26 protein-coding genes, 1 other RNA gene and 1 pseudogene are annotated in these 26,885 nt (G+C 43.2%); 10 read left to right on the top strand and 18 right to left on the bottom strand.

What is annotated here, in order from left to right:
* Positions 1–18 precede the first annotated feature (18 nt).
* The 7 genes from trpCF to DQN58_RS07255 all read right to left on the bottom strand — a co-directional run bounded on the left by trpCF (position 19) and on the right by DQN58_RS07255 (position 6,885).
* Positions 19–1,449 (bottom strand): bifunctional indole-3-glycerol-phosphate synthase TrpC/phosphoribosylanthranilate isomerase TrpF, encoded by a 1,431-nt coding sequence (gene trpCF / locus DQN58_RS07285; protein WP_006718271.1) that lies wholly within the window; start codon positions 1,447–1,449, stop codon positions 19–21.
* Between the two features lie 35 nt (positions 1,450–1,484).
* Positions 1,485–2,486 carry an anthranilate phosphoribosyltransferase gene (gene trpD, locus DQN58_RS07280; protein WP_032997880.1) on the bottom strand — a complete coding sequence of 334 codons (1,002 nt, stop codon included), beginning with the start codon at positions 2,484–2,486 and terminating at the stop codon, positions 1,485–1,487.
* Positions 2,487–2,497: 11 nt separating this feature from the next.
* Complete coding sequence (locus DQN58_RS07275) at positions 2,498–2,890, bottom strand: tautomerase family protein (protein ID WP_005703192.1); 393 nt, start codon at positions 2,888–2,890, stop codon at positions 2,498–2,500.
* Positions 2,891–3,074: 184 nt separating this feature from the next.
* The gene (locus DQN58_RS07270; protein ID WP_006718266.1) at positions 3,075–3,659 is read right to left on the bottom strand and encodes an aminodeoxychorismate/anthranilate synthase component II; all 585 of its coding nucleotides are present in this window, start codon (positions 3,657–3,659) and stop codon (positions 3,075–3,077) included.
* A 10-nt stretch (positions 3,660–3,669) separates the two neighbouring features.
* Entirely contained in the window at positions 3,670–5,217 is a 1,548-nt protein-coding gene (trpE, locus tag DQN58_RS07265; RefSeq protein ID WP_006718263.1) for an anthranilate synthase component I, read from the bottom strand.
* Between the two features lie 178 nt (positions 5,218–5,395).
* Complete coding sequence (locus DQN58_RS07260) at positions 5,396–5,950, bottom strand: KdsC family phosphatase (protein ID WP_006718262.1); 555 nt, start codon at positions 5,948–5,950, stop codon at positions 5,396–5,398.
* A complete protein-coding gene (locus DQN58_RS07255; protein WP_006718260.1) occupies positions 5,950–6,885 on the bottom strand; it encodes a KpsF/GutQ family sugar isomerase in 936 nt (311 codons plus the stop codon). The genes DQN58_RS07260 and DQN58_RS07255 overlap by 1 nt, the downstream gene beginning before the upstream one ends.
* Positions 6,886–7,008: 123 nt before the next feature.
* Between DQN58_RS07255 and rnpB the strand changes: the two genes are divergently transcribed.
* Positions 7,009–7,397: RNase P RNA component class A (rnpB, locus tag DQN58_RS07250), an RNA gene on the top strand.
* 6 nt (positions 7,398–7,403) lie between these two features.
* Here the strand turns inward: rnpB and DQN58_RS09875 are convergent.
* Complete coding sequence (locus DQN58_RS09875; protein ID WP_155811787.1) at positions 7,404–7,571, bottom strand: hypothetical protein; 168 nt, start codon at positions 7,569–7,571, stop codon at positions 7,404–7,406.
* Between DQN58_RS09875 and htpX the strand changes: the two genes are divergently transcribed.
* The 5 genes from htpX (at position 7,561) to DQN58_RS07225 (ending at position 12,920) form a co-directional block, all read left to right on the top strand.
* Positions 7,561–8,430, top strand: coding sequence for a protease HtpX (htpX, locus tag DQN58_RS07245; RefSeq protein ID WP_006718259.1), 870 nt, complete (start codon positions 7,561–7,563; stop codon positions 8,428–8,430). The genes DQN58_RS09875 and htpX overlap by 11 nt on opposite strands.
* A gap of 241 nt (positions 8,431–8,671) precedes the next feature.
* Positions 8,672–9,661 (top strand): phenylalanine--tRNA ligase subunit alpha, encoded by a 990-nt coding sequence (gene pheS, locus DQN58_RS07240; protein WP_006718257.1) that lies wholly within the window; start codon positions 8,672–8,674, stop codon positions 9,659–9,661.
* 19 nt (positions 9,662–9,680) lie between these two features.
* The gene (gene pheT, locus DQN58_RS07235; RefSeq protein WP_006718256.1) at positions 9,681–12,071 is read left to right on the top strand and encodes a phenylalanine--tRNA ligase subunit beta; all 2,391 of its coding nucleotides are present in this window, start codon (positions 9,681–9,683) and stop codon (positions 12,069–12,071) included.
* A 3-nt stretch (positions 12,072–12,074) separates the two neighbouring features.
* On the top strand, positions 12,075–12,371 hold the full coding sequence (locus DQN58_RS07230; protein WP_006718254.1) for an integration host factor subunit alpha: 297 nt from the start codon (positions 12,075–12,077) through the stop codon (positions 12,369–12,371).
* A gap of 66 nt (positions 12,372–12,437) precedes the next feature.
* The gene (locus tag DQN58_RS07225; RefSeq protein ID WP_006718252.1) at positions 12,438–12,920 is read left to right on the top strand and encodes a C40 family peptidase; all 483 of its coding nucleotides are present in this window, start codon (positions 12,438–12,440) and stop codon (positions 12,918–12,920) included.
* A 120-nt stretch (positions 12,921–13,040) separates the two neighbouring features.
* Here the strand turns inward: DQN58_RS07225 and ttcA are convergent, their stop codons facing one another.
* The 4 genes and pseudogenes from ttcA to DQN58_RS07210 form a co-directional block, all read right to left on the bottom strand.
* Positions 13,041–13,973: a tRNA 2-thiocytidine(32) synthetase TtcA gene (gene ttcA / locus DQN58_RS07220; protein ID WP_006718250.1), complete on the bottom strand. Its 933-nt coding sequence runs from the start codon at positions 13,971–13,973 to the stop codon at positions 13,041–13,043.
* Positions 13,974–14,185: 212 nt separating this feature from the next.
* Positions 14,186–14,668 (bottom strand): annotated as a pseudogene (locus DQN58_RS10015) (TonB-dependent receptor domain-containing protein); the annotation flags it as partial.
* Positions 14,655–14,942, bottom strand: coding sequence for a TonB-dependent receptor plug domain-containing protein (locus tag DQN58_RS10010; protein ID WP_407641379.1), 288 nt, complete (start codon positions 14,940–14,942; stop codon positions 14,655–14,657). The gene DQN58_RS10010 and the pseudogene DQN58_RS10015, both read right to left, overlap by 14 nt.
* Before the next feature lie 34 nt (positions 14,943–14,976).
* Positions 14,977–15,471 (bottom strand): hypothetical protein, encoded by a 495-nt coding sequence (locus DQN58_RS07210; protein WP_006718244.1) that lies wholly within the window; start codon positions 15,469–15,471, stop codon positions 14,977–14,979.
* 158 nt (positions 15,472–15,629) lie between these two features.
* On the opposite strand from DQN58_RS07210, the gene DQN58_RS07205 reads away from it, so the two are divergent.
* The 4 genes from DQN58_RS07205 to DQN58_RS07190 all read left to right on the top strand — a co-directional run bounded on the left by DQN58_RS07205 (position 15,630) and on the right by DQN58_RS07190 (position 20,932).
* Entirely contained in the window at positions 15,630–16,634 is a 1,005-nt protein-coding gene (locus tag DQN58_RS07205) for an iron ABC transporter substrate-binding protein (protein WP_006718242.1), read from the top strand.
* The gene (locus DQN58_RS07200) at positions 16,634–17,647 is read left to right on the top strand and encodes a FecCD family ABC transporter permease (RefSeq protein WP_006718240.1); all 1,014 of its coding nucleotides are present in this window, start codon (positions 16,634–16,636) and stop codon (positions 17,645–17,647) included. The genes DQN58_RS07205 and DQN58_RS07200 overlap by 1 nt, the downstream gene beginning before the upstream one ends.
* Positions 17,644–18,393: an ABC transporter ATP-binding protein gene (locus DQN58_RS07195; protein WP_006718238.1), complete on the top strand. Its 750-nt coding sequence runs from the start codon at positions 17,644–17,646 to the stop codon at positions 18,391–18,393. The genes DQN58_RS07200 and DQN58_RS07195 overlap by 4 nt, the downstream gene beginning before the upstream one ends.
* Before the next feature lie 130 nt (positions 18,394–18,523).
* Positions 18,524–20,932: a FepA family TonB-dependent siderophore receptor gene (locus DQN58_RS07190; protein WP_006718236.1), complete on the top strand. Its 2,409-nt coding sequence runs from the start codon at positions 18,524–18,526 to the stop codon at positions 20,930–20,932.
* Positions 20,933–21,051: 119 nt separating this feature from the next.
* Here DQN58_RS07190 and DQN58_RS07185 read toward each other — a convergent pair whose 3' ends face one another.
* The 6 genes from DQN58_RS07185 to purK form a co-directional block, all read right to left on the bottom strand.
* A complete protein-coding gene (locus tag DQN58_RS07185) occupies positions 21,052–21,261 on the bottom strand; it encodes a TOBE domain-containing protein (RefSeq protein ID WP_006718235.1) in 210 nt (69 codons plus the stop codon).
* Positions 21,262–21,348: 87 nt separating this feature from the next.
* Positions 21,349–22,383: an ABC transporter substrate-binding protein gene (locus DQN58_RS07180; RefSeq protein WP_006718233.1), complete on the bottom strand. Its 1,035-nt coding sequence runs from the start codon at positions 22,381–22,383 to the stop codon at positions 21,349–21,351.
* A gap of 12 nt (positions 22,384–22,395) precedes the next feature.
* Complete coding sequence (locus tag DQN58_RS07175; protein WP_006718231.1) at positions 22,396–23,184, bottom strand: ABC transporter ATP-binding protein; 789 nt, start codon at positions 23,182–23,184, stop codon at positions 22,396–22,398.
* 9 nt (positions 23,185–23,193) lie between these two features.
* Positions 23,194–24,180: a FecCD family ABC transporter permease gene (locus DQN58_RS07170; protein WP_006718229.1), complete on the bottom strand. Its 987-nt coding sequence runs from the start codon at positions 24,178–24,180 to the stop codon at positions 23,194–23,196.
* A gap of 227 nt (positions 24,181–24,407) precedes the next feature.
* Positions 24,408–25,598, bottom strand: coding sequence for an amino acid aminotransferase (locus DQN58_RS07165; protein ID WP_006718228.1), 1,191 nt, complete (start codon positions 25,596–25,598; stop codon positions 24,408–24,410).
* 89 nt (positions 25,599–25,687) lie between these two features.
* A complete protein-coding gene (purK, locus tag DQN58_RS07160) occupies positions 25,688–26,776 on the bottom strand; it encodes a 5-(carboxyamino)imidazole ribonucleotide synthase (RefSeq protein WP_006718226.1) in 1,089 nt (362 codons plus the stop codon).
* Positions 26,777–26,885 lie beyond the last annotated feature (109 nt).

Genomic DNA, 26,885 nt, shown 5'->3' with positions numbered 1-26,885 from the left:
TTGTGTGGTTTTGTGACGCTATAAAATCTTTGCAAAAACCGACCGCACTTTTTCGGCATCTTTCACGCCGGGCGCACGTTCCACACCGGAATTTAAATCAACCCCGACACAATGTTGTGCCAATGTATCTTCAATGTTATCAGGGTTAATGCCACCCGCCAGAATAATTTTATGTTTCAGATGGGCAGGAATCAATGACCAATCGAAAGTCTCACCGGTACCACCTTGTTGCGCGCCTGACTTGCTATCGAAAACAAAACGATCAATCGCAGAAACGTCGTCAAAAACCACCGCACTTTTATGGGTTACCTCCACGGAAATGGCTTTCCAAATACGAATGCTTTCAGGCAATTCGGCGCGAAGTGCGGTGATAAATTCCGCTGTTTCATCGCCGTGCAACTGAACGGCATAGAGCTGTAACTGCTGCGCGATTTTCACGATAAAATCAATGCCTTGATTTTGAAACACGCCCACAAAACGAAGTGGTGCGGCCGTCACCAATTCTTGGGCTTGGCGTAAACTGACACAACGTTTGGAGTTTTCGACAAAAATCAGTCCGCCGTACAATGCACCGCTTTCGTAAACGGTTTTTACGTCTTGCGCACGGGTTAAACCGCACACTTTGTTTTCGCCGAAAATGACTTCACGTACGGCGTTGTTCAAATCAGGTTTGCCCATCAAACTGCTGCCAATTAAAAAGCCGTGGGCAACTTGTTGTAATTCTCGCACTTGTTGATGATTGTAAATGCCTGATTCGCTGATGATTCGTACATCGGCAGGAATGCGGTCGGCATATCGGTTGGTTAGTGCCACTACGCGGTTTAAATCTACGCTTAAATCGTGCAAATTACGATTATTTACGCCGATAATTTTCGCCTCTAACGCCAAGGCGCGTTCAAATTCTTCTTCGTTACTGGTTTCGGTCAACACGCCCATGCCGAGAGAATGTGCCAAATCGGCTAAGATGCGATAAGTTTCGTCGCTCACTACTGAAAGCATGAGTAAAATCGCGTCGGCTTGGTAAAAACGCGCTAAATACACCTGATATTCGCTGATCATAAAGTCTTTGCACAACACCGGTTGTGTGACAACGTCGCGAACTTGTTTGATGTAGGTAAAATTGCCCAGGAAGTATTTTTCATCCGTCAGCACAGAAATCGCATTGGCATAGTTTTTATAGATCTGCGCAATTTCTGTCGGCTTAAATTCACTGCGAATCAATCCTTTGGACGGCGAGGCTTTTTTACATTCTAAAATGTACGCCGGTTTTTGGTGGGTGCCTTTTGCCAACGCATCATAAAAAGCGCGGTCGGATTTTTGAATGTTTTTTTCAAATTCACTTAACGGAAATTCCGCTTCTTTGTTTTTTACCCATTCGGCTTTATCAAGCACGATTTTTTGTAACACCGTTGCGGCTTCAAGTGGTTTGGAAAAGTCTTGTGTGATCATGTTTATGTCTTATTTTTTGAAAACGGGTCTTTAAATTAATAGGCCGTTAATTTTTGTAAGGTTTCAAACGGTTTGCCTTGTGCAATCGCATCCAATACCCGTTGTGCATTTTGTTTAATGTCTTCTTGTCCGAACAGTTTTAATAATAGTGCGGTGTTCATGGCAACGGCTTGGTTGTGTTCCGTTTTGCCTTTGCCTTGTAAAAGTGCGGTAATCATTTGCGCATTTTCTGTCGGTTCGCCACCGCGCAAACTTTCCAACGGTTTGACTTGTAAGCCAAAATCCTGTGGCGTTAGGGTATAACGTTCAATCTCGCCGTTACGTACTTCCGCTACGTCTGTAGCGCCATGAATGGCCACTTCGTCTAAGCCACTGCCGTGCACGATAATCGTGTGTTCGTGACCTAATTTGGCAACAGTTTTAGCATAAATATCAATCAGTTCGGGAGAATAAACGCCGAGCAATTGATGTTTCGGACGTGCCGGATTAATAAGTGGACCAAGAATATTAAAGAGCGTACGGGTTTTTAAGGCTTGGCGTACCGGCACCACATATTTGAAGCCCGGATAATATTGCTGTGCAAACAAGAAGCAGATGCCAATGTCATCCAATGCTTGGCGGGCTTGCTCTGGCGACATCGCGATATTGACACCCAAGGCAGTTAATAAATCGCTTGAACCGGTTTTACTGGAAACGCTACGGTTGCCATGTTTAGCCACTTTGGCACCACAAGCCGCTGCGACAATAGCGGATGCCGTAGAAATATTGATAGTATTGGCGCCGTCACCGCCTGTGCCTACGATGTCGGTAAAGGGGTAGTCGGGTGTTGGAAACGGTTTGGCATTTTTAACGGCGGCTAATACGGCACCGTTGACTTCATCGATGGTTTCACCACGCACTTTGAGAGCCACTAACATGGCGGAGATTTGTTCGTTGCTTAATTTCCCCAACATGATGGCGTTAAATAAGGCTTCGCTTTCCGCGGCGGTTAAGGTTTGTGCGCCATAAAGTTTTTCTAATAGAGCTTGGTTTTCCATCATCCTTGTCCTTATTTATGAATATCGTAATCCAAATCGCGCGCTTCATCGCCGGTCATGCCACGGAAGCCCCAACAATGCGCCGGTTGCTCTTTGATGGTGATTTCCACGTCAAACGGGCTAATGCCTAATTTGTATTCAAATTCACTGAACAACATTTTGATTAAACGTTTTTTGGTTTGCTCTAAACGACCTTGCATTAAATTGATTTCAATTACCATGTAATTGTCGGTACGGTTTGTGGTATGTGGGTAGTAAAAATCGTCGTCTTCCAAACAAATAAAACGAAGCGCGTGCTTGCCTTTGGCAACATCTAAACCGAGTTCAAGACAGTTATAAATCACCTCTGCTACAGCAGATTTGCGAGGGGAGAGGGTACGTTTTAAGCCATATACTGTGATCATGTTTTGTCCTTTTTTATTTAAAATCTCCCTCTTTAGAAAAGAGGAACCAGGGAGATTGGAAAAATATTGTTATTGAATAAAAATCAAATGAAATTAACCATATTTTGATTATTAACTTACTCAGTTTTATGACGACTGCCAAATCTCCCTTAACCCCTCTTTGCTAAAGAGGGGAAGTGGTATATTAATTCCGTTTCAACAACCATTCCACCGATTGCGCCAATAACTTTGCCCCTTGCACTGTTAAAATAGATTCAGGATGGAATTGGAAGCTACAAATGGGCAAAGTGCGGTGGCGAATTGCCATATTAATGCCATGATAAGAAGCATTCGGAATCAATTCATCGGGCAAATTAATTCCCATGAGGGAATGATAGCGCGCTACCGGCATCGGGTTGGTCAAACCTTTGAACATGGCTTCATTGTCGTGTTCAATTCTGGACACTTTGCCGTGCAAAATTTCACCCGCATGAACGACTTTACCACCGAAGGCTTCGATTAACGCTTGATGCCCCAAACAAATGCCCAACATCGGTACTTTGCCGATTAATCGCTTAATCAACGGAATCATATTCCCCGCTTCATCCGGGGTGCCCGGCCCGGGAGAGAGCGCAAGAATCGTATCCGGTTGTGCCAAGGCGTTTTTTTCTAAAATCGCTAAATCACAATCATTGCGGTAAATGTGAACCTGATGTCCCAGTCCGCGAAATTGATCCACCAAATTGTAAGTAAAGGAATCAAAGTTATCTAAAAATAAAATAGTTGCCATGATGTCACTCCTATTGATTCGCTTTCTTATTGGTTTGTACGATGGCGTTGATGACCGCACGGGCTTTGTGACGGGTTTCGTCGGCTTCCATTTGCAGGTCGGAATCCAACACCGTACCGCAACCGGCTTGCACATGGGCAATACCGTTTTGCACGAAGGCGGAGCGAATCACAATACAGGTGTCAAAATTGCCATCAGATTGTAAATAGCCTACGGCACCGCCGTAACTGTGGCGTTTTTGTTGTTCAAATTGATAAATTAGCTGCATAGCTTTAATTTTCGGTGCACCGGTTAGCGTGCCCATGTTCATACAGGCTTGATAAGCGTGTAACGCATCCAGTTCAGGGCGAAGTTTACCTACAACGCGAGAAACAAGGTGCATAATGTGCGAATAACGATCCACCTGCATTAAATCTTTCACATGACGGGTTTTACTTTCGCACACACGGGCGATGTCGTTACGGGCTAAATCCACCAACATCAAATGTTCCGCTTGTTCTTTATGATCCAAACGCAATTCCAGTTCCAAACGGGAATCCAATTCGGGATCGATATTGCCGTCAGCATCAAAGCCGCGCGGACGGGAGCCGGCAATCGGATAGATCTCCAACTGACGGGTAGTTTGCGAATATTTCAAGGCACTTTCCGGTGAAGCACCGAACAAAGTGAAATCCTCGTCTTGAATAAAGAACATATACGGGCTTGGGTTGTTTTGTTTTAACTGACGATAAGTCGCCAACGTATTCGGGCATTCAAGGGAGAAACGACGGGACGGCACGATTTGGAACACGTCGCCACAATAAATATGTTGCTTCAGGCGCTCAATAATTTTCTTGAATTTATCATCATCTAAATTAATGGCAACCTCGGTAGAAGCCGATTTGAGGCTCAAGTGCGGTCGAATTTCCAAGAGTTTTTTGGCAATCTCTTGGGCGTTCTGCTGCAACGTAGCCAACGCATTTTGTGCAAAACAAAAGGTTTGTAATTTCGCTTGTTGCAATTGATGGTCAATCACCAGTAATTGTTCCGCTAAATAAAAGCAATAATCAGGACAGGTAATGCCATCATCTTGCAAAGTGATGTTTTCCATCGGAATAAAATTTGCCACCAAGTCATAGGCGAATAACCCGCCTAAAAAAACCGGCAACGAGCTTGCCTGATAAAGTTCGGTGAAACAACGCAACCCGTCGAAAATGCTGTGCGCCAATAATTTGCTGTCTTCGTCTGTATTATTGTCGACAGGTTTGAATTCCACTTGCAGTTCGGTGCTTGTTTGGGATGTTACGTTTACCTGTGCCGAGAGCTTTTGCGCAATTAACGGTAACACTGCGGCACCGTTGTCGGTTAACGCATGAAAAGTGACGGTTTGTCCCAAACAAGAAATTTTCATGGCTGCGTTAACGAGTAATAAACTTTTCAGACTGTTTTTGCTGGAGATCTCAGCAGATTCTAAAAGTAGCGTATTCGGTTTGTTTTCACATAAGGTGGCGAAAATAGCGGTAGGGTCGCTGTGATAAGCTACGTTTTGCGTAAAAGTTTGAATAAAAGCGGAAGACATTCTCATTTCCTTAAAACATAAAATAAAGTTGCACTATTAAACTAGTGCAGGTATTTAAAGTCAAGAAAAATTAAAATTTTGTTTAAGAATGGTGGGAATGGATGAATAGCGAAGTAGGGCGAATTTAATATCCGCCCACGATATGAGTCAAAAAGTGCGGTCGTTTTTTACGGCGTTTTTACTGCGCCATCTTTTTTGCCGTCTTCAAAAATCCTTGAGCTGAATTGTAAATTTCGGCTTTGCCTTGGGCGTTGAGAATCATATCGGACATTTCACGGAAGGCGCCTTTTCCGCCGCCTAAGCCTAAGGTGTAATCGGCACAGTTTTTGACATATTCCGGTGCATCGGCAACCGCGAAGGAAAGTCCACAAACAGCGAAAGCCGGGAGATCAACGCTGTCATCGCCAATGTAAGCTGTTTGCTCCAGCTCAACACCGGCTTGGCGACATAATTCAAAACAGGCACTTTCTTTTTCCAGCTTGCCTAAAAAGGCGAGTTTAATGCCTAAATCGGCAATGCGTTTGCGCAAAATTGCCGAATCACGTCCGGATAACACAGCAACCTGAATGCCGGCTTCCATCAACATCCGAATGCCTAAACCATCGCGCACATGAAAACTTTTGAGCGCTTCGCCGTTAGCATCGTAGTGCAGTAAACCGTCCGTTAATACGCCGTCCACATCGGTGATAACGAATTTCACCTGTTTTAATTTTTCTTGTAACTCTGTTGTCATCAGCTTGAGAACTCCACTAAACCGACCACATTTTGCGCATCATCCACCACAACCAAAGAGTGAATTTTGTGCGCTTTCATATAATTTTCCGCTTCAGATAAATAGGTATCTTGATGAATAGTTTTTGGATGAGAGGTCATCAATTCCTGTGCGGTTTTGCTAAGCGTATTGGCACCGTTGGCCGTTAATGCACGGCGAATGTCACCATCGGTGATAATACCGCGTAATTGCTGTTGCTCCATGACCAACGCTACGCCCATACGACCTTCATTCATAATGGTTAAGCAATCGGTGAAGGAGGTCGTTAAGGCGGCGATCGGTAAGCGAGTTTGCATTTGATCTTTCACGCGGCATAACAAACGGCGACCTAAGCTGCCGCCCGGATGGAATTTCGCAAAATCTTCCGGTTGGAAATCGCGCGCGCGCATTAAACAAACTGCCAACGCATCGCCCAACGCCATGGTCACAACCACGGAAGTGGTCGGTGCAAGGTTATTCGGGCAGACTTCCCGTTCTACGCTAATGTCCAACACATAATCCGCATGACGCGCTAAAGTGGAATTTTTATTGGACGTGAGCGCAATGATTTTGTTGCCGAAGTTTTTCAGGCTTGGAATGAGTTTGTTTACATCGTCGGTTTCGCCGCTGTAAGAAATGAGCATCACCACATCAATGGGTTTCAACATGCCTAAATCACCGTGAAAGGCTTCCGTAGGATGCAGGAAAAAACTCGGTGTGCCGGTGGAAGCAAAGGTGGCGACCATTTTTTTGCCCACTAAACCGGATTTGCCGATACCGCCGATCACCAAACGGCCTTTGCAATTTAAAATTAAATCAACAACCTCAGTGAAGGTGCAGTCTAATTTTTCGCTGAGTTGTCCGAGGGCTTTTTCTTCAACGCCCAGGGTTTCTCGGGCAATTTGTAAATAATTCATTGAAGTTTCCTTATGTGGCACAAAAGTGCGGTGTATTTTAGGCCTGTTTTTGTGGCGTTCATTCTAGCCCAACTTTTTACTTAACACTATATTTCACCTTGAATTTAAGCTATACTGCGCGCCAGAGTTGGTCAGGCAATCGCCGGTCTATTGAAGCCTCTAACATCGCGAAAGCGTAAACTGGGGGACAAGTAGGCGGGAGGAAAGTCCGGGCTACACAGGGCAGAGTGCCGGATAACGTCCGGGAGGCGAGAGCCTACGACAAGTGCAGCAGAGAGCAAACCGCCGATGGCCCGCAAGGGATCAGGTAAGGGTGAAAGGGTGCGGTAAGAGCGCACCGTGCCGCCGGTAACGGTTGGTAGCAGGGTAAACTCCACTCGTAGCAAGACCAAATAGGAATCCAATGAATGGCCCGTTCAGGATTCGGGTAGGTTGCTTGAGCGCATGTGTAAATATGCGCCTAGATGAATGATTGTCCATGACAGAACCCGGCTTATCGACCAACTCCCTTTTTCTTTTCAAAAAACATCGTCAAAATCCACCGCACTTTTCTCTTTTTCCAATAAAACAACATTTTTTCTCATTGAATTCATTGGCATACTTGATTTTCCTTTTTTTGTCGCCATTATAGCCAAGCGTGTTTTTATTACTGTTTTATTTAGGAGTTTTTCATCGATGATGCGCATTTTACTTTTCCTTGCGACCAATATGGCAGTATTGTTGGTTTTTAACATCATTTTATCGTTAACCGGCATTCAATCTCGTGATGCGAGCGGTTTAATGCTGTTTGCCGCATTATTTGGTTTTGCAGGTTCTATTATTTCGTTATTTATGTCCAAAACCATGGCAATTCGTTCTGTGGGTGCTGAAGTGATTCAACAACCACGCAACGAAACAGAGCGTTGGTTATTGGATACCGTATATTCACAAGCAGATCGTGCCGGTTTACCACGCCCTGAAGTCGCTATTTACCATTCTGCTGATGTAAATGCTTTTGCCACCGGCGCAAGCAAAAACAATTCGTTAGTGGCGGTGAGTACCGGTTTGTTAAATAAAATGACTCGTGGCGAAGCTGAAGCTGTTTTGGCGCACGAAGTTAGTCATATTAAAAACGGCGATATGGTGACCATGGCGTTATTGCAAGGTGTGTTGAATACTTTCGTGATTTTCTTATCACGTATCATTGCAAACGTGGTGGCGAATTCCCGCAATCAGGGCAGTGAAAGCTCAAGCAATTCCGGGAGCTATTTCTTAGTTTCGATGGTGCTTGAAGTCGTATTTGGTTTCTTGGCAAGCATGATTGCTATGTGGTTCTCCCGCCAACGTGAATTCAGAGCCGATGCAGGTTCAGCGAATTTAGTGGGTAAGCAAAAAATGATTGATGCGCTAAAACGCTTACAAAACTTGCATGAACCGGAAGAGCTGGAAGGCTCCACCTTGGCGGCATTTGCCATTAACGGTAAACGTGGTGGCGGCTTAACAGAATTGTTCTTAAGCCACCCGCCGTTGGAAAAACGTATTGAAGCATTGCAACAATTACCTTAATAGTAAAATTTTAATAAATAGAGGCTTTTTTAAGCCTCTATTTTTTTATCCAAAGAAAATGGCTGAAAAGTTTCAGTTGAAATGTAAACGGAAGAATAAAGTGCGGTCATTTTTCCCTATAAATCTTCGTTTTATTACGGAATAATTTCCGCGGTCATAGATAAATCGCGTGATTTTCTAAGCAGTTAGTATTATTATTGACAGCATTTTTTAGATAGATTAATCATCACAGAGGATATTTATGCAGCATCTTAAAGAGCTTGTGGATAAAGCAAGAAATGCTATAGACAACATTGAAGATAAAAGCCTTGCCGCGCTTGATGAAATTCGCGTGGAATATTTTGGTAAGAAAGGTCATTTTACCCAATTAATGCAAGAATTGCGCAATGTGGCGGCGGAAGAACGTCCGGCAATGGGCGCGAAAATTAACGAAGCTAAACAAGCGGCATTAGATTTTTTAAATGCAAAAAAAGCGGAATGGGAACAAGCCCTATTAAATGCACAATTGGAAAACGAACGCATTGATGTGAGTTTACCGGGGCGCAAAGTGGAAATGGGCTGTTTACATCCGGTTTCTATTACCATTGAACGCGTGACCAAATTTTTCTCTGAACTGGGTTTTTCTGTGGAATCCGGTCCTGAAATCGAAAGCGATTATTACAATTTTGATGCCTTAAATATTCCTAAACATCATCCTGCGCGTGCCGATCACGACACATTCTGGTTTAATCCTGAATTATTGTTAAGAACGCAAACTTCCGGGGTACAAATTCGTACCATGCAAAAACAGCAACCGCCAATTCGCATTATGGCGCCGGGGCGCGTGTATCGTAACGATTACGACCAAACCCACACACCGATGTTCCATCAAATCGAATTGTTGTATGTGGATAAACATGCGAATTTCACCGAATTAAAAGGCCTGTTGCACGATTTCTTACGTGCCTTCTTCGAAGAAGATTTGCAAGTGCGTTTCCGTCCGTCTTACTTCCCATTCACAGAGCCTTCTGCCGAAGTGGATGTAATGGGTAAAAACGGAAAATGGCTAGAAGTGTTGGGTTGCGGTATGGTACACCCAAATGTTTTACGCAATGTTGGTATTGACCCAAATGAATACTCTGGCTTTGCAGTGGGCATGGGGGTAGAGCGTTTAACCATGTTACGCTACAACGTCACAGATTTACGTTCATTCTTCGAGAATGATTTACGCTTTTTGAAACAGTTTAAATAATTTTGAGTGAGAGATAAGTATGAAATTTAGTGAACAATGGGTACGCGAATGGGTTAATCCAGCGATTTCTACGGAACAACTTTGCGAACAAATTACCATGTTAGGCTTGGAAGTTGACGGAGTAGAAAAAGTGGCCGGCGATTTCACCGGTGTGGTTGTAGGCGAAGTGGTGGAATGCGCACAACATCCTGATGCCGATAAATTACGCGTAACCAAAGTGAATGTGGGCGGCGAGCGTTTGTTAGATATCGTGTGTGGTGCACCGAATTGTCGTCAAGGCTTGAAAGTGGCTTGTGCGGTAGAAGGCGCTGAATTACCGGGTGATTTCAAAATCAAGAAAACCAAATTACGCGGACAACCTTCCGAAGGCATGCTTTGCTCATTCAGCGAACTCGGCATTGAATCTGATGCCAATGGCATTATCGAATTGCCACAAGATGCGCCTATCGGTACCAATTTACGCGATTATTTAACATTAGACGACAGCGCTATTGAAATCAGCTTAACGCCAAACCGTGCAGACTGTTTAAGCATTGCCGGTGTGGCGCGTGAATTAGCTGTGGTGAATAAACTTCACGAAAATCCACCGCACTTTGAGGTGGTTAAACCGACCATTAGCGATAAAGTACAAATTGATGTTCAAGCTGCCGAAGCCTGTCCGCGTTATTTATTACGTGTGATTAAGAATGTCAATGTTAAAGCGCAGTCACCAATGTGGTTACAAGAAAAATTGCGCCGTTGCGATATTCGTTCTATCGATCCAATTGTGGATGTCACGAACTATATTTTGCTTGAATTGGGCCAACCGATGCACGCTTTTGATATGGCAAAAGTGGCACAACCGGTACAAGTTCGCATGGCGAAAGAAAATGAAGAGCTTGTCTTGTTAGATGGTACGACAGCGAAACTTCAACCGAACACTTTAGTGATTGCCGACCAAAATGGTGCATTGGCAATGGCGGGGATCTTCGGTGGTGAAGCCAGTGGTGTGAATGTAGAAAACACAAAAGATGTGATTTTAGAAGCAGCATTTTTTGCGCCATTGGCGATTACCGGTCGTGCTCGTCAATATGGTTTGCATACAGATTCTTCTCATCGCTTTGAGCGTGGTGTGGATTTTGAATTGCCACGTAAAGCAATGGAAAGAGCGACCGCACTTTTATTAGAGATTTGTGGTGGGGAAGCCGGTGAAATTTGTGAAGTGACTCATGAAGCCCATTTACCAAAACGTCAACAAGTCACATTACAACGTCACAAATTAGATGCGTTACTTGGCCATCATATTGAAACAGAAACGGTAACCGATATTTTACAACGCCTTGGTTTACAGGTTTCTTACGCTAACAACAGTTGGACGGCTGTTGCGCCATCTTGGCGTTTTGACATTGAAATCGAAGAAGATTTAATTGAAGAAGTCGCGCGTATTTATGGCTATAACAGTATTCCAAATAATGCACCGTTAGCGCATTTGCGTATGCGTGAACATAGCGAAGCAGACATTGAATTATCGCGAATTAAAGCGGCATTAGTGAGTTGCGATTTTTATGAAGCCATTACTTATAGCTTTGTTGATCCGAAAATTCAAAGTTTACTCCACCCGGAAATTAAACCGTTTATTCTACCTAACCCAATTTCTGTTGAAATGTCCGCGATGCGCGTTTCACTATTAACCGGATTGCTAGGGGCGGTAAGTTATAACCAAAATCGTCAACAAAATCGTGTGCGTTTGTTTGAATTTGGTTTACGTTTTGTACCGGATGAAAAAGCCGAATTTGGCGTACGTCAAGAACAAGTTTTTGCGGCAGTGATGACCGGTTCGAAAGCAAATGAACAATGGAGCGAAAAAGCTGCGCCTGCCGATTTCTATGATTTAAAAGGTTATATTGAAAATTTACTTTCATTAAGTTCTGCTGGAAATCGCGCAAAATTTGTAGCAAAATCATACACAGCGTTACATCCGGGGCAATCTGCTGCAATTATGTTAGACGGTGAAGAAATTGGTTTTATTGGTCAACTTCATCCGACGATTGCTCAAAAAATTGGTATCAACGGCAAGGCATTTGTGTGTGAAATTTCCATTGCGCATATTTCTCGTCGTGATATTGCGAAAGCAAAAGAAATTTCCCGTTTCCCGGCGAATCGCCGTGACTTAGCTCTTGTGGTTGCGGATAGTGTTGCAGCAGACGATGTATTAGACGCTTGTCGTGTTGCAGGCGGTGATAAATTAACGCAAGTGAATTTATTTGACGTTTACCAAGGTAGTGGCGTCGCAGAAGGTCATAAGAGCTTAGCGATAAGCCTCGTGATTCAAGACAATGAAAAAACCCTTGAAGAAGATGAAATTAACGCAGTAATTTCAGCGGTATTATCTGAGTTAAAACAACGTTTTAATGCTTACTTGAGAGATTAAACTATGACATTAACTAAAGTAGAACTCGCCGAGAATCTTATTGAGAAATTCCATCTCAGTAAACGTGAAGCCAAGGATTTAGTCGAAAGTTTTTTTGAGGAAATCCGAATTGCGTTAGAAACTGGGAATGACGTGAAATTATCCGGGTTTGGTAATTTTGAGTTACGCGATAAATCCTCTCGTCCGGGGCGTAATCCGAAAACCGGTGAAAGCGTGCCGGTTTCTGCTCGCCGCGTAGTGGTGTTTAAACCGGGACAAAAATTGCGTAATCGGGTGGAAAAAGTCAAACCGAAAGCCTAATAAGTATAAAAATAAGCTATCAATAATGTCCTTGTTGATAGCTTTTTAGTTTGAGATGTTCTATCAATGCGTGTTTTAAAATCTTTATTGCTTTGTGGTTGTGTGTTGGCGTTAGCTGCCTGTTCCGGCGGATACAAATCCTCGCGCATTAATTACAAAGGTCAAATTAACGATCCCATTATGGCGATTGCTTTATTAAGCGAACAACAACATGAATGGGCGGGAACGCCTTATGTGCTTGGTGGGCTTGGTCGTAATGGGGTGGATTGTTCCGGTTTTGTGCAAACCACGTTTTTTGATCGCTTTGGCATAAAATTACCGCGTCAAACCAAAGATCAAGCTAAATACGGACAATATATCGAAAAATCAGATATTCAAACCGGGGATTTAGTCTTCTTTAAAACAGGCTTAGGACCAAATGGCTACCATGTGGGAATTTATGTGAAAGAGGATAAATTTCTCCATGCCTCAACCAAAGGTGGTGTCGTTTATTCTTCCATGAATAGTGATTATTGGCGCAAAGCCTATTGGCAGGCGAGACGTATTTAAGTGATGTAGAAGAAAAAAATAAAATAAAAAGGTGCGTATAAATGCACCTTTTTATTTGTCTTCAATAGCCTTTTATTAGGTACCTCGCACTAAAAGTGCGGTGGTTTTTAGCCACGTTTTTTACTTCACTTCCTTAAATGCAATCATCTCTTGTTCACTGAAATCAGTCTGATCTTCATCATCAAATTGCATTGGTGTGATATTTTGCTCATCAAATGCAGTATCGCCCTCGATACCTTCAAGCGCTTGACCGTGTTTAATGCCTTTAAAGTCGAAAAGTTTCGGATCACATAAATGAGAAAGGGTAATGTTTTGCATGGCGCTAAACATGGTTTCCAAACGCCCCGGATATTGGCGATCCCAAGTGTTCAACATGTCTTTCACCACTTGTCGTTGCAAATTCGGCTGTGAACCGCACAGGTTACAAGGAATGATTGGGAATTGTTTCGCAACGGCGTATTTCTCAATGTCTTTTTCTTTGCAATAGGCAAGCGGACGAATCACAATTTGTTTGCCATCGTCAGAAATCAATTTTGGCGGCATGGATTTTAATTTTCCGCCGTAGAACATGTTTAGAAACAGCGTCGCCAACATATCATCGCGATGATGCCCTAATGCGATTTTTGTGGCACCAAGTTCGGTCGCTGTACGGTATAAAATCCCGCGACGTAAACGGGAACAAAGAGAACAAGTGGTTTTTCCTTCCGGGATTTTCTCTTTCACAATACCATACGTGTTTTCTTCTACAATTTTGTAATTCACACCAATAGATTGTAAATATTCAGGCAAAATATGCTCCGGAAAGCCCGGTTGTTTCTGGTCTAAATTCACCGCCACAATATCGAAATTGACCGGCGCATTTTGTTGTAGGTTGAGCAAAATATCCAATAAGGTATAGCTGTCTTTCCCACCGGAAAGGCATACCATCACTTTATCGCCTTCTTCAATCATATTGAAATCGGCAATGGCGTTGCCCACATTACGGCGTAGGCGTTTTTGTAACTTATTGAAATTGTAACTTTGTTTCTTTTCTGTTTGGCTTGCTGTATTCATTGTTTCTATTCGGTTATTTGGAAAGCGGCTCATTATATACGAAGCCTCAATTTTTGCATAAATGAATTGAAAAACACGGAAAAAATACACCGCACTTTAGGCTCAGAAAATACAAAGTGCTGTGCTTTCTCATGGTATTTTTGCCAATCTAAGTCAAAAATAAAGCCCTGTTAAACAGGGCCTTGTTATTAATAAAATTGTTAAGAAGGGGGTTAGAAGCTGTATTTCAAATTCGAGAAATAAACGCGTCCTTCTTCCGGATAACCTGCATGATAGTAGTAGTTTTTATCAAACAAGTTGGAGACACCGGCTTCTACGCTGAAGTGTTTTGTTACATCATAGATCACTTTTGCATTGGTAACACCAAAGCCGGAAAGTTTGACTAATTCTGCTTTTTTGCCAATGCCATCAGTGCTATAACGACCTTGTTCCGCTTCTTGGCTGATATAGAACGATAGATTTGGCACAACTTTCCAATCTACATATGCAAAGAATTTATGTTTTGGAATATTCCGAATGATGTAGCTTGTGTTCATTTTGTTTTTCGCACGAGTGTAGGTGTAATTCGCACCGAACGTTAAGTTATCTGTCGCAAAAATAGTTGCCGCAAGTTCTACGCCTTTAAAGACTTCTTTGCCATAGTTGACATTCTTTTCCATGCCATTAGGTTGTTTTACCGGTTCAATGGCATCTTTGATAAGGCACATATACCGGAATCCCGTCAATAAAAATTGGCACACGGCGTGCATCAAAACCGCGTACTAATAAATTATGCTCATTGCGCGCACCGCTACGTTCTAAAAAGACGCCCGGTGTGGTTTTTGCTACATCAGAAACGCGAATTTGGTTGTTTTTTTGTAAATCGGCTTGATTGGTTCGGGCGGTACTCAAATCAGTTGATTTATCGGCAATCACCTCAATTTGTCCAAGCGTAAAAACGTCTTCGGCATAGGCCGCAGCACAAGCCATGGCAATGGCAGTGCAAAGAAGTGTTTTTTTCATTTTAATGTCCCTTTAAATTAACAGGTAAGTGAGAAGTGAAACGAAGTTGCAGCGCGAGGGTAACGGCAGCAAAAATCTTTTCGTCGTTATGGGGGAAATTCTCCCGTAAAGTGCGGTGAGAATTTTTTACGTTTATTTTTCCTTCTGCCAATTCATTCAGTAGAACCGCTAAATCGAGGTTCAACTGTTCGGCAATTTGCGCAATCGAAAAATGCTCAAAAGTCATGATGAGACGATCTAGACTGCAATAACTTGGGTATTTGTTGTGTAAAACGAGATCGGCAAATTGCGTATTGATTTTCACCAGTTTATTTTTCCGGTTAAGCATATGCAGTAACAACGCCACAACCAGTAACACGGCAAAAGTGATATGCACATAAAACAACGTGCCCATTTGCCAACCGAAAAATAATCCGGCACCACTTACCACCACGCAAAACAAACTGATGAGCGATACGCAAAACAGCAAGAATTTATAGATCACCTCAAATTTCATCTTTTCTACCCAACTTGGTTTAGGAAAAACAACGATATGTATATAAACATATAGCGAGATTATTCTAGCAATTTTTCGTTATATATTCAAAAATATATAGTGTTTCGGTAGAATTTGAATTTATTGGATTTAATGACCGCTCTTTTAAGGATATTCACATGAAAAAATACTTCATCTTGTTATTTTCGCTGATTTTCGCGACAAACCTATGGGCAGAGAATACGCCTTCGGCTTTTCTGGCGGGGGAAGTTCCAGCATCTCAACCCATTGAGAAAGTGCTAAGTGCCGGCAACCCGAGTGATGTGCTATTGCTGTCGGTCGCACCACAAAAAATGGTGGGATTGGCAGGCTTTAATATGGCATCTCAGGGCGGTAAATTATTTCCTGCGGAACAACAAGCATTGCCGACGATCGGCAAAATTGCCGGCAAGGGCAGCACACTTTCTGCGGAAAAAATTGTGGCGTTGCAGCCAAATTTGATTATTGATGTGGGGAATGTCACGCCGAATTATATTGACCAAGCTAAGCGTACTTTTGCGCAGACCGGTGTACCTTATCTATTATTAGACGGCAGACTTGCTGCCACGCCAAACACCTTGCGTGAATTGGGAAAATGGTTGGGCGTGGAACAATTAACGGAACAGCAAGCACAATATGCGGAAGAAACCTTAAAAAGTGCGGTCGATTTTTCTGCTGTTTTACAACAAACTGCTTACTTGGCGCGCAGTGCCGACGGCTTGCAAACCGGGCAAAAAGGGTCTATTCACACTGAAGCAATGGAGTTGGTAGGCTTGCGCAATGTGGTGGAAGGGGAACACAAAGGCCTAACGCAAGTTTCCATGGAACAGTTATTGCTTTGGAATCCCGACATCATTCTGACGCAATACGCCGAATTTTTTCAAACCATCAAAAATAATCCGCAATGGAGCCAATTAAGAGCGGTGAAAAATCAGCGCGTTTTTTTCATTCCTAACCAGCCGTTCGGTTGGCTCGATTCACCGCCAAGTTTGAATCGCTTGCTTGGCGTGCGTTGGTTACAACATTTGCTAAGCAACAAGCCGATGGCAGACTTCGCGCCGGAAGTGCAGCGTTTTTATAAATTGTTCTACCACATTGATTTGTCAACTGCACAGGCGGAGCAACTGCTGAAACAAGGACAATAATGCAACAGTTTATTCAACGTTCCCCACGTCTATTCTTTTTGCTGCTGATTGCGTTGTTAATCAGCAGTATTTTGCTTGCCTTGAATGTGGGTAAATTTCCCATTTCACCAAGCCAATTATGGCAAACCCTCATCTGTTCATGGGAGCCTCAATGTAAGATAGATTCGCCCATTCACACTGTGTTATGGCAAATTCGTTCTCCGCGTATTGTGGTGGCGTGTTTAGTGGGGGCGGCGTTGGCTTGTGCGGGGGCAACCTACCAAGGTATGTTTAAAAATCCGTTAGTTTCACCGGATATTTTAGGTGTTTCCGCAGGGGCAGGATTGGGCGCGTCTTTGGCGATTTTTTATAGTTTGCCGATGTTTTACATTCAGCTGTTTGCCTTTCTTGGCGGTATTTCTGCGGTGTTTTGTGTCTCGCTCATTGCTTCTCGTAGCAAGGAGCAAGACCCGATTTTGGTTTTAGTCCTTGCCGGCATCGCCATCGGATCTTTGCTTGGTGCGGGTATTTCTTTGTTGAAAATTCTTGCCGATCCCTTTACTCAACTGCCTTCCATCACGTTTTGGCTGCTCGGTAGTTTAACTGCCATCACGCCGAAAGATGTACTGCAACTGGCACCGATTTTAATGATCAGTATGGCACCGTTATTTTTATTGCGTTGGCGTTTGAATTTGCTTTCCTTGGAAGAGGAAGAGGCGCGCAGTTTAGGTGTGCCGATTAAAGCGACCCGTTATATTTTGATTATTTTCACCACCATTTGCACCGCAAGTGCGGTGTCGATTACAGGCATTATCGGTTGGGTCGGATTGCTCGTGCCACACATTGCACGCTTGTTGGTGGGGGCGAATTTTATTCTGTTGTTGCCAACTTCTTTGTTGCTTGGCGCCAGTTTTCTGTTATTAACAGACACTTTAGCTCGCACCATCGCCGGCATTGAATTACCGTTGGGGATTCTCACTTCTGCGTGCGGCGCGCCGTTCTTCCTTTATTTATTATTACGGGGCAGACGATGAATTTGATCGAAACCCATGATTTAGCCATTGGTTATGGCAACAACGTTTTAATAAACAACATCAATTTCTGTTTAAAGGAAAAACAAATTTGTTGTTTATTGGGGGCTAATGGGGCAGGAAAGAGTACCTTCTTGAAAACCTTGCTCGGTTTACAACCCGCATTGCAAGGCGAAGTCTGCTGGCAACAACAGCCGCTTTCTGTTTATACACAGGCGGAATTGGCACGCAATATCGCTTATGTGCCACAGGCGCACCAACATTTGTTTCCGTTTTTGGTGCAAGACATGGTGTTGATGGGACGTTCTGCCTTTTTAAAGTGGTATCAAACGCCAAAAGCGGAAGATAAAGAATTGACGCTGTCCGCCCTTGCCGGTCTGCAAATTGAACATCTTGCCAAACGTTACTATCCGGAATTGAGCGGGGGAGAGAAACAACTTGTACTCATTGCTCGAGCCATTGCGCAACAAGCTAAATTGTTGGTGATGGACGAACCGACAGCGAGTTTGGATTTTGGCAATCAAATTCGCGTGTTAGAAAAAATTAAACAGCTCCAAGCACAAAATATCGCCTTGCTGATCACGACCCATAATCCGCAACAAGCGATGTATTTAGCCGAAAATATTTTGCTACTCGATCAGCAATACGGGTGCCAACAAGGCGCTCGAGAATCCCTTTTGACCTTAGAAAACTTAGCCAAAATCTACCGCACCTCAACCACACAGCTACAGCAACATTTGCGTTTTTAGCCTATTCTTGACAGAAGACACAACAGCTAAGAACGAAGGTGTAATCTTTTTTTACTTATTTATGGTTATTTATTGATTTATATAGCGATCGTATTATTGCGCGATTTTTTATCAAACTAAGGATTTATCAATGAAAAAATTCCCTCGACTCAGCATTATTAGTTTGGCTGTGATTTCAACTTTTGCACAAGCGGAAAGCACGCAAAAACTAGACGAAATTCAAGTGACGGCAGAAGAACAAGTGAAACAATCACTGGGTGTTTCTGTGGTAACAGCGAAAGATTTAGAACGTAATCCTATTGAAAATGACGCGTCTGAAATTATTGCTAAACAACCGGGCGTAACCTTAAGTACCAACGCACCGGGCGGTGCTCGTGGTAATAAACGTCAGGTGGATATTCGCGCCATGGGGCCGGAAAATACCCTGATTTTGGTGGACGGTAAACCGGTAAAATCCCGTAACTCCGAACGTTACGGCAGAAACGGTACCCGTAATACCCGTGGTGATACCAACTGGGTACCGGCGGATGCCATTGAATCCATTGAAGTGTTGCGTGGGCCGGCAGCAGCTCGTTACGGTTCCGGTGCGATGGGTGGGGTGGTTAATATCAAAACTAAATCTCCGACCAGTGAGTATCACGGCAGTGTGAATCTTTTCACCGAACAACCGGAAGACGGCAAGGAAGGCTATACCAACCGTCTTGGTTTTAACGTCAGCGGTCCGTTAATTAAGGATGTATTAGGTTTCCGTTTATACGGCAACATTGCGAAAACACAAGCGGATGCGTTGGATATCAACTCAGGTGAAGATGCCTTCGTTAATAACAATGCGGGAACACAAGATAATACTCGTTATGCCGGGCGTGAAGGTGTGCGTAACCGTGATGTGGCAGGACAGTTAGTTTGGAATATCACCCCGGATCAAAAATTAACCTTTGATGCAGCATACAGTCGTCAAGGCAATATTTATAACGGGGACACACAAAACAGCTCTGTTTTACTGAATCAAGCCATGAAAACCAGCCGTGATCTTGCGTTACAACATGCGGAAACCTCAACGCTTTACCGTCAAAGTTACGGTTTAACACATGAAGGCAAATGGGGCGTGTTAGATAACCGCACTTATTTCACTTTCGACCAAACCCGTAACTATCATTATCCGGAAGGCTTGTTGGGCAGTACGGAAGGGGCTTACAACGGGTTAAATAAATCTGTCGGTTTACTCAGAAACTACCGTTTTAGCAATGAACTTTATATTCCCTTTGCTTTGGGTAATACCAGCCATATGGTGACTGTTGGTGCGGAAGCGTCCCGTTCTGAATTGGATGATGCTGCTTCTATGACGCAAACCATGCAAGTTTATGCCATCGTGCCTTGGTTAAAAGATAAAGGACGTAGTGGTAAAGTGGCACAAAATGAATGGGCGGCGTTCTTGGAAGACAACATTATGTTGCCAAATAACAAAACCATTGTAACACCGGGCATTCGTTTTGATTCCAGCACGAATTCTAAATCGAACTGGAGCCCGTCATTCAACTTCTCACACCAAGTGAGCGAAAACTGGAAAATTAAAGGTGGAGTAGCAAGATCCTATAAAGCACCGAATCTTTATCAATCTTCCCCAAATTATTTGCTCATTAACGCGAGTAATGGTTGTCCGATTGACAGCGCAAATAACTGGAATAATCCAAATGCGTTAAATTCAACCGGCAGTGTTGTTAAGACAGATGCAAAAGGCAGACAATATACCGTTCTTCAAAACAGTAATCCGAAAGGTTTTGACTGGGGACGTGCTTGTTACTTCTTAGGTAATGAAAATATCAAACCGGAAACCAGCTGGAACAAAGAAATCGGCTTTGAATATGAAAACGAAGGTAAATTGTTCTCCTTGGCGTATTTCCACAATGATTATCGCAATAAAATCGTGTCTAACGGTGAATTCTTAACGACCATTGATGCACCGGCAGGCGGCTATGATCGTGAAATTCGTGCAAGCAATACTCCGGACGGAAGAGCGATTTATCGTAACTACACGGCAACCAATGTTTATCGTTGGGGCAACACACCAAGAGCGATTATTGAAGGGGTTGAAGGTAATATCACATTACCATTCTTAGATGATGCGATTTTATTCAGTACCAATCTCACCTATATGCTCAAAAATAAAAACAAGGAAACCGGCAATCCGATTTCTCTTGTGCCGAAATACACGGTGAACAGCAATCTTAATTGGAAAATTAATGATCATTGGGATGTGAATACCTCTTACACCCGTTACGGCAAACAAAAAACCGTTGAGAATGCGGAAAACTTTATGCACGTAATTTATAACACCGGTGAAAGCTTGGTGACACAATATCAACTTGGTAGCTACGGCATTTGGGGCGCTAACGTTGGCTATAAATTTAATAACAGTTTAAGCCTACGTGTGGGGGTGAATAATATTTTAGATAAACGTATTTATCGTAACGCCGGCACGGCACGCACCTATAATGAGCGTGGTCGTTCTTACTTTGCGAATTTGAAATACAGTTTCTAAAATTGATTATGTAAAAAAAGTGCGGTGAATTTTCACCGCATTTTTTATGGCAGAAAAACACATAAAAAAACAACCGCACTTTTTCAAGTACGGTTGTTTTGTCTTTCATTAAGAATAAATTATTCTACGCCAACCATTACGGAAGTTGCTTTGATAATTGCATAAGCGTCTTTGCCTACTGCTAAACCTAATTCTTTTACCGCTTCAAGAGAGATGGTAGAAGAAATTACGTTGCCGCCACCGATATCAAGGTGAACGATTGCGTTTACAGAACCGCTTTCGATTGAAACAACTTTACCTTTTAATTGGTTTCTTGCACTGATTTTCATAGAAATTTCCTTGTATTAAGGCCTACAAAAAGTAGGCGGATGAAAAAAGAGTCTGCATTTTACCCATAATTACGATAAAAACCAATACTACTTAAGAGGTGATAGCCCTTTTAAGATTTGCTCAGCGTTTTCTTTACTTAATGCATAACCGTAATATTTTTTGTAAAACGCCTGTGTTTTTTCCACCATATCAATGTCTTGGAATTTTTCTGGGTGGAATAATTGTGCCGCCCACAAAATTTGTAAGGCTTCTTCTGCACTATAACGATCCCATGGGAAAGTCCCCGTCGGGTTGGCATAAATACGATTATTTTTGACCGCACTGATGGATTGCCAAGTTGGATCAGATTTGATTTTCTCAATGGCGACTTGAGATTTATTGCCGCTGCTGCCGATGATAATTACATCCGGATTAGCTTCCACAATGGATTCCATGGTGACAGTCACCATGTTGGCTTGATCCGGTAACACGCTTTTACCGCCGGCTAAACGAATCCATTCACCAATCATGGATTTGCCACCGTCAATCTTAAGTAAATCAGCGCCGCTAGTGATGTGCAATACGGTCGGACGTTTTTCTTCTTTCACGTCTTTAATGCGGGATTCGACGAATTGAATGTTGCCTTCAAGTTCTTTGATGTAACTTTTCGCGATTTCAGGGGCTTTGTCTCCTAAAACCTCGGCAGTGATACTCACAGTTTTCTTTAATCCATCAAAATCTTGAAAACTCACACGCACGCCTTTTAAGCCGGCTTGGCTTACTTCGGTTAGCATGGATTTTTTAGACAACAACACAGCATCCGGTTTTTGGGATAACAATTCTTCCACTTGAATCGTTTCGCCGTTAGTTAGCACCGGAACGTTTTTAATGTTTGGATACACTTCAGCGAACCAAGGATTCGCCGCAATAGCAGTGGTCGTTGCAACTAATTTGTCGGCCCCACCTAATAACAACACGATTTGGTTATTGGCATGCCAAAGGTCAGCGACACGTTCGACGCGATCGGGAATGTTCACTTGGTTGCCGTCCACGTCGGTGACGATTTTTGCCTGTGCAGAAAATGCCAACAGGGTAGCAGCAAAAAGTGCGGTAAGTTTTAGAGATGTTTTTTTCAGGGTCATAAGCACGTCCTCTTAAATATGCGTAATGGCACAGATTTTGCGTCCTAATTCAGGCACCTCAATTAAGCGCAAATCTGTTTGGTAAAGTTCTCGCAGATTGTCTTCTGTGAGAATGTCTTCGGTTAAACCACAGTGCAATTTTCCTTGGGTATTTAAGATGGCCACTTTGCTGTTCGGGATCACATCATGCAAAAGCATCGGGTGATCAGGATTATGGGTGGTCATAATGATGGAAAATTGCTGATGTGATAACTCTTTAATCAGGCTCAAGGTTTTAAATACATTGCCGTAATCCAGGGCGGAAGTGGGTTCATCAAACAAAATCAGTTGCGGCTGTTGCACTAAAATTTTGGCTAAATTGACTAATTGTTTTTCACCGCCGCTCATTTGCATATAAATTTTGTCGGCAAAATGGCTGATACCCAGTTGGGCTAACGCTTGTTCTGCCAAGTGATAATCTTCCTCACGCGGTTTGCCGAACAAACCTAGGTGAGCTGCACGTCCCAGCACCACATAATCCAATACCTTGTATTGATAAGTTTGCGGTGAATGTTGCGATACATAGGCGACTTGACGGGCAATTTGTTTACTTGTCAGATGCTTAATTTCTACATTATTGAGAAAAATTTCGCCCCGTTGTGGTGTGAGTAAACCGGCAATACAGTTCAGCAACGTTGATTTTCCGCGTCCGTTAGCACCGAGGATGGTGACTAATTCACCTGCATTCAGCGTTAAGTCCACACCATTTAATAACGGAATATGAGGCTGATGTTGAAAATAAAGTTGGTTGATTTTTAACATGTCGGCTCCTTATTTCGCGACTTTTTGTTTTACTAATACCCAAGCAAAGAACGGGGCACCAATAAATCCTGTCAGAATGCCGAGTGGAACTTCTTGGGTATATAAGTTGCGTGCTAAGGTGTCGATAATGAGCAAGAATAGGGCTCCGATCAGTGCAGAAAGCGGAAGGGTGCGAAGGTTATTGTCGCCGATAAACATGCGCGCCAAATGCGGAATAATTAAGCCAATCCAACCGATCGTGCCGCTTAAACAGACAGCAGAGGCGGTGAGCAAGGTGGCAAACACGACCATAACATTGCGTTCCAAACGAATATTGGCACCAATTAATTTTGCCTCCCGATCACCTAATGACAATACGTTAATGCGCCAACGCATCATGAGTAAACCGCCGGTAGTAAACAGAATAATCGGGGCGAGCATGCTCAGGTTTTTATAATCCACTTTGGTCAAACTCCCCATTTGCCAATACACAATGTCGGCAAGTTGAGTTTCCGGGTCGGCGAGATATTTGATTAAACCAAGGCAAGCCATCATAAAGCCGGAAATGATAATCCCGGAAAGCACAAGAATAATCGTGGAATCGCGCTGCACCAGTTTTGGCAGGCTCATGGTCATCAACACGGCAATTAAACCGCCCACAAATGCAAATCCCTGAATGGCAAACAACCCGAAACCGAGCAAAATCGCAATGGCTGCGCCAATACAAGCTCCACTGGATACACCTAACAGATCAGGCGACACCAGCGGATTGCGGAAAATCCCCTGAAAGGTTGCTCCCGCCACCGCAAGCGCCGCCCCCACTAAAATAGCGGCAAGAATGCGTGGCAAGCGCAGATTGAAAATAATGTTGTTTTGTACATCGCTAGCATTATTGCCCATTAGGCTTTGTACTACGTTTTCAATCGGAATGGCAAAACGCCCCCACGACAAAGAAAACAAGGCAAGACCGAAAAGCAATAAAATGAGCAAGATAAAAATCAGCGTGTTTTTATTCATGAGAAAAGCGCGGTTAGTTTTTAATGTGGTTCATTATATATGAAATTATATATACCTTTGTAATTTATTTTATATAACGAAATTAAGGGAGTAAGTCAAAACGCGCAGGAAAAATAACTGGACTTTTGTTTTGAGTGATAAAAGTGCGGTCAGTTTTGAGACTGTTTTTCAGAAAACAAAAACGGCATCTATTTCGATGCCGTTTTCTTTTAAAGAGCGGTTAAAAATTACAACACTTTGACAATGCTTTCGCAGAGGTAACGAATATTGTCTTCGGTAATACCGGCAACGTTGATACGGCCTGAGCGCACGGCATAAATGGCAAATTCTTCTTTCAAGCGGTCAACTTGTTCTGCGGTCAAGCCACTGAAAGAGAACATCCCGTTTTGGTTGATGATGAAGCTAAAGTCTTGTTGTGCACCGTATTCTTTAAGCAACTCAACAAAACGGTGGCGCATTTTTTTGATGCGGTCGCGCATTTCGGTGAGTTCGTTTTCCCAGTCTTGGCGCAATTTTGCATCATTTAATACTAATGCAACGGTATTTGCCCCGTGAGAAGACGGGTTGGAGTAGAGGGTACGGATAATGACTTTTACTTGAGTTAATGCTGTTGCAGCAATATCAGAATTTTCTGCCACGACAGTGAATGCACCAACACGCTCGTTATATAAACCGAAGTTTTTAGAGAAGGAGCTTGCCACTAAAAGTTCTTTGTGGTTTTTGGCAAAAGCGCGTAAACCGTAAGCATCTTCTTCTAAACCGTGAGCAAAGCCTTGGTAAGCAAAGTCGAATAATGGCAACCAGCCTTTTTGTGCAGACATTTCAGCCAGTTTGTCCCATTGTTCCGGTGTCGGGTCGATACCGGTCGGGTTGTGGCAGCAACCGTGAAGTAAAACCACATCGCCTTCACCGGCTTGACTTAAATCGGCAATTAAGTTGTCCCAGTCTAAGGCTTTGCGTTCTGCATCGTAGTAACGATATTCGCGGATGTTGATGCCCACCGCTTTGAAAATTGCATTGTGGTTTGGCCAGGTTGGCGTGCTGATCCACACATTTTGGCTGTTAGTTTGGCGTTTAATGAACTCTGCAGCAATGCGGAGCGCGCCGGTGCCACCTAAACTTTGTGCGGTTCTTGCACGGTTATTTTTTACGATATCGGAATTCGCACCAAACAATAATTCTTTGGTACGTGCGTTAAAATCAGCAACACCGTCAATCGGCAAATAGTTTTTGGTATTTTCTTGTTCTAATAAACGTCTTTCCGCTTCTTTTACCGCCTTAACAATCGGGGTATTGCCTTTGGCGTCTTTATACACGCCAATGCCTAAATTAATCTTGTTACTACGGGTTTCGGATTTAAATGCTTCGCCTAAACCTAAAATTGGATCCGCCGGTGCGGCAGTAATCTTTTCAAACATAGTATTATCCTCGGATGGTGGGTGAAAAATCTCTTTAGTTATACTGCTCGGGTTTCTTTTTGACAAGCAATATGTTGCGAAAATGTTAACTATATCAACTTATTTTTTGCCCATTGCAAACCGGATTGATAGTCTTCCGGCAACTCTGTGGCGAGTTTGTCTAGTTGGGCGATAATGACCTTTTTATCCGGATGCGAAAGGTTAATGTGTCCCACTTTACGCCCCGGTCGTACTTCTTTGCCATACCAGTGTAATTGTGCAAAGGCGGTGTTTAACCACTGTGGGTTGTGCTCAGTACCAATCAAATTGACCATCACGCTTGGCGCAGAGACCTTTAATTGCGGCGTAAGCAAATCCAACAATGCGCGCAAATGCAATTCAAATTGACTCACAGCACAGCCAAGTTGGGTCCAGTGTCCGCTGTTGTGTACGCGTGGTGCAAGCTCATTAATTAAAAGCTGATCGCCAACCACAAAACATTCCATTGCCATCACGCCCACATAATTGAGCTCATTCATGATTTTGCTTAACATCATTTCAGCTTGCTGTTGCTGTGCGCTTTGTTGTGGGAAAGTGATATCCATGACACTGTAACGTAATATGCCATTTTGCTGTAAATTGTGAGTGACCGGATAAAAACGAGTCTCGCCGTTACGGAAACGGGCGCCCACGAGAGACACTTCGTAATCAAAGGGAATGAATTTTTCAGCAATGGTTTCCCCAAACAGGTCTTCAGTGATTTGTGCTTTGTTTTCATCAGATACAATCCACTGCCCACGTCCGTCATAGCCGCCCATACGGCGTTTAACAACGACTTTTTCACCGATATCTTGAAATACTTCGTCCCATTGTGATGGTTCTTTCAAGAGACACCAAGGCGAGGTCGGGAGATGTAATTTATCTAATAAGGATTTTTGGCTTAAGCGATCAGCTAATTGTGCGAAGACTTTTTGATTGACGAAATTGGCGTGATTGCCGAGGAGCGTGGTTAGCGGTGTTTTTTCCCAGCGTTCGATTTCTGCGGTAATAATGTCATTCGGCGACAAGTCAAACACCGGCGCATCGAAAGGCAGCGGTTGAACGTGAATATCTAAAGGCGCACCGGCATAGCGTAACATTCTGCCGAGCTGTCCGTTGCCGAGGACATAAATGGTTGGGTAGAGGGCTGATTTTTGCATAGTTTTCTCATTGATTTTTAGGGATGCACAAACGTTCAGGCTTGCGCTACCTTCAGTGATTCATTAAAAAACACGGGAAAAAATGACCGCACTTTTTATATCTGTTGTT

This window comes from Aggregatibacter segnis ATCC 33393 (genome assembly GCF_900476035.1).
GTDB lineage: Bacteria > Pseudomonadota > Gammaproteobacteria > Enterobacterales > Pasteurellaceae > Aggregatibacter > Aggregatibacter segnis.
The sequence above is the reverse complement of the archived record's forward strand: the minus strand, read 5'-3'. Positions and strand labels throughout refer to the sequence as shown.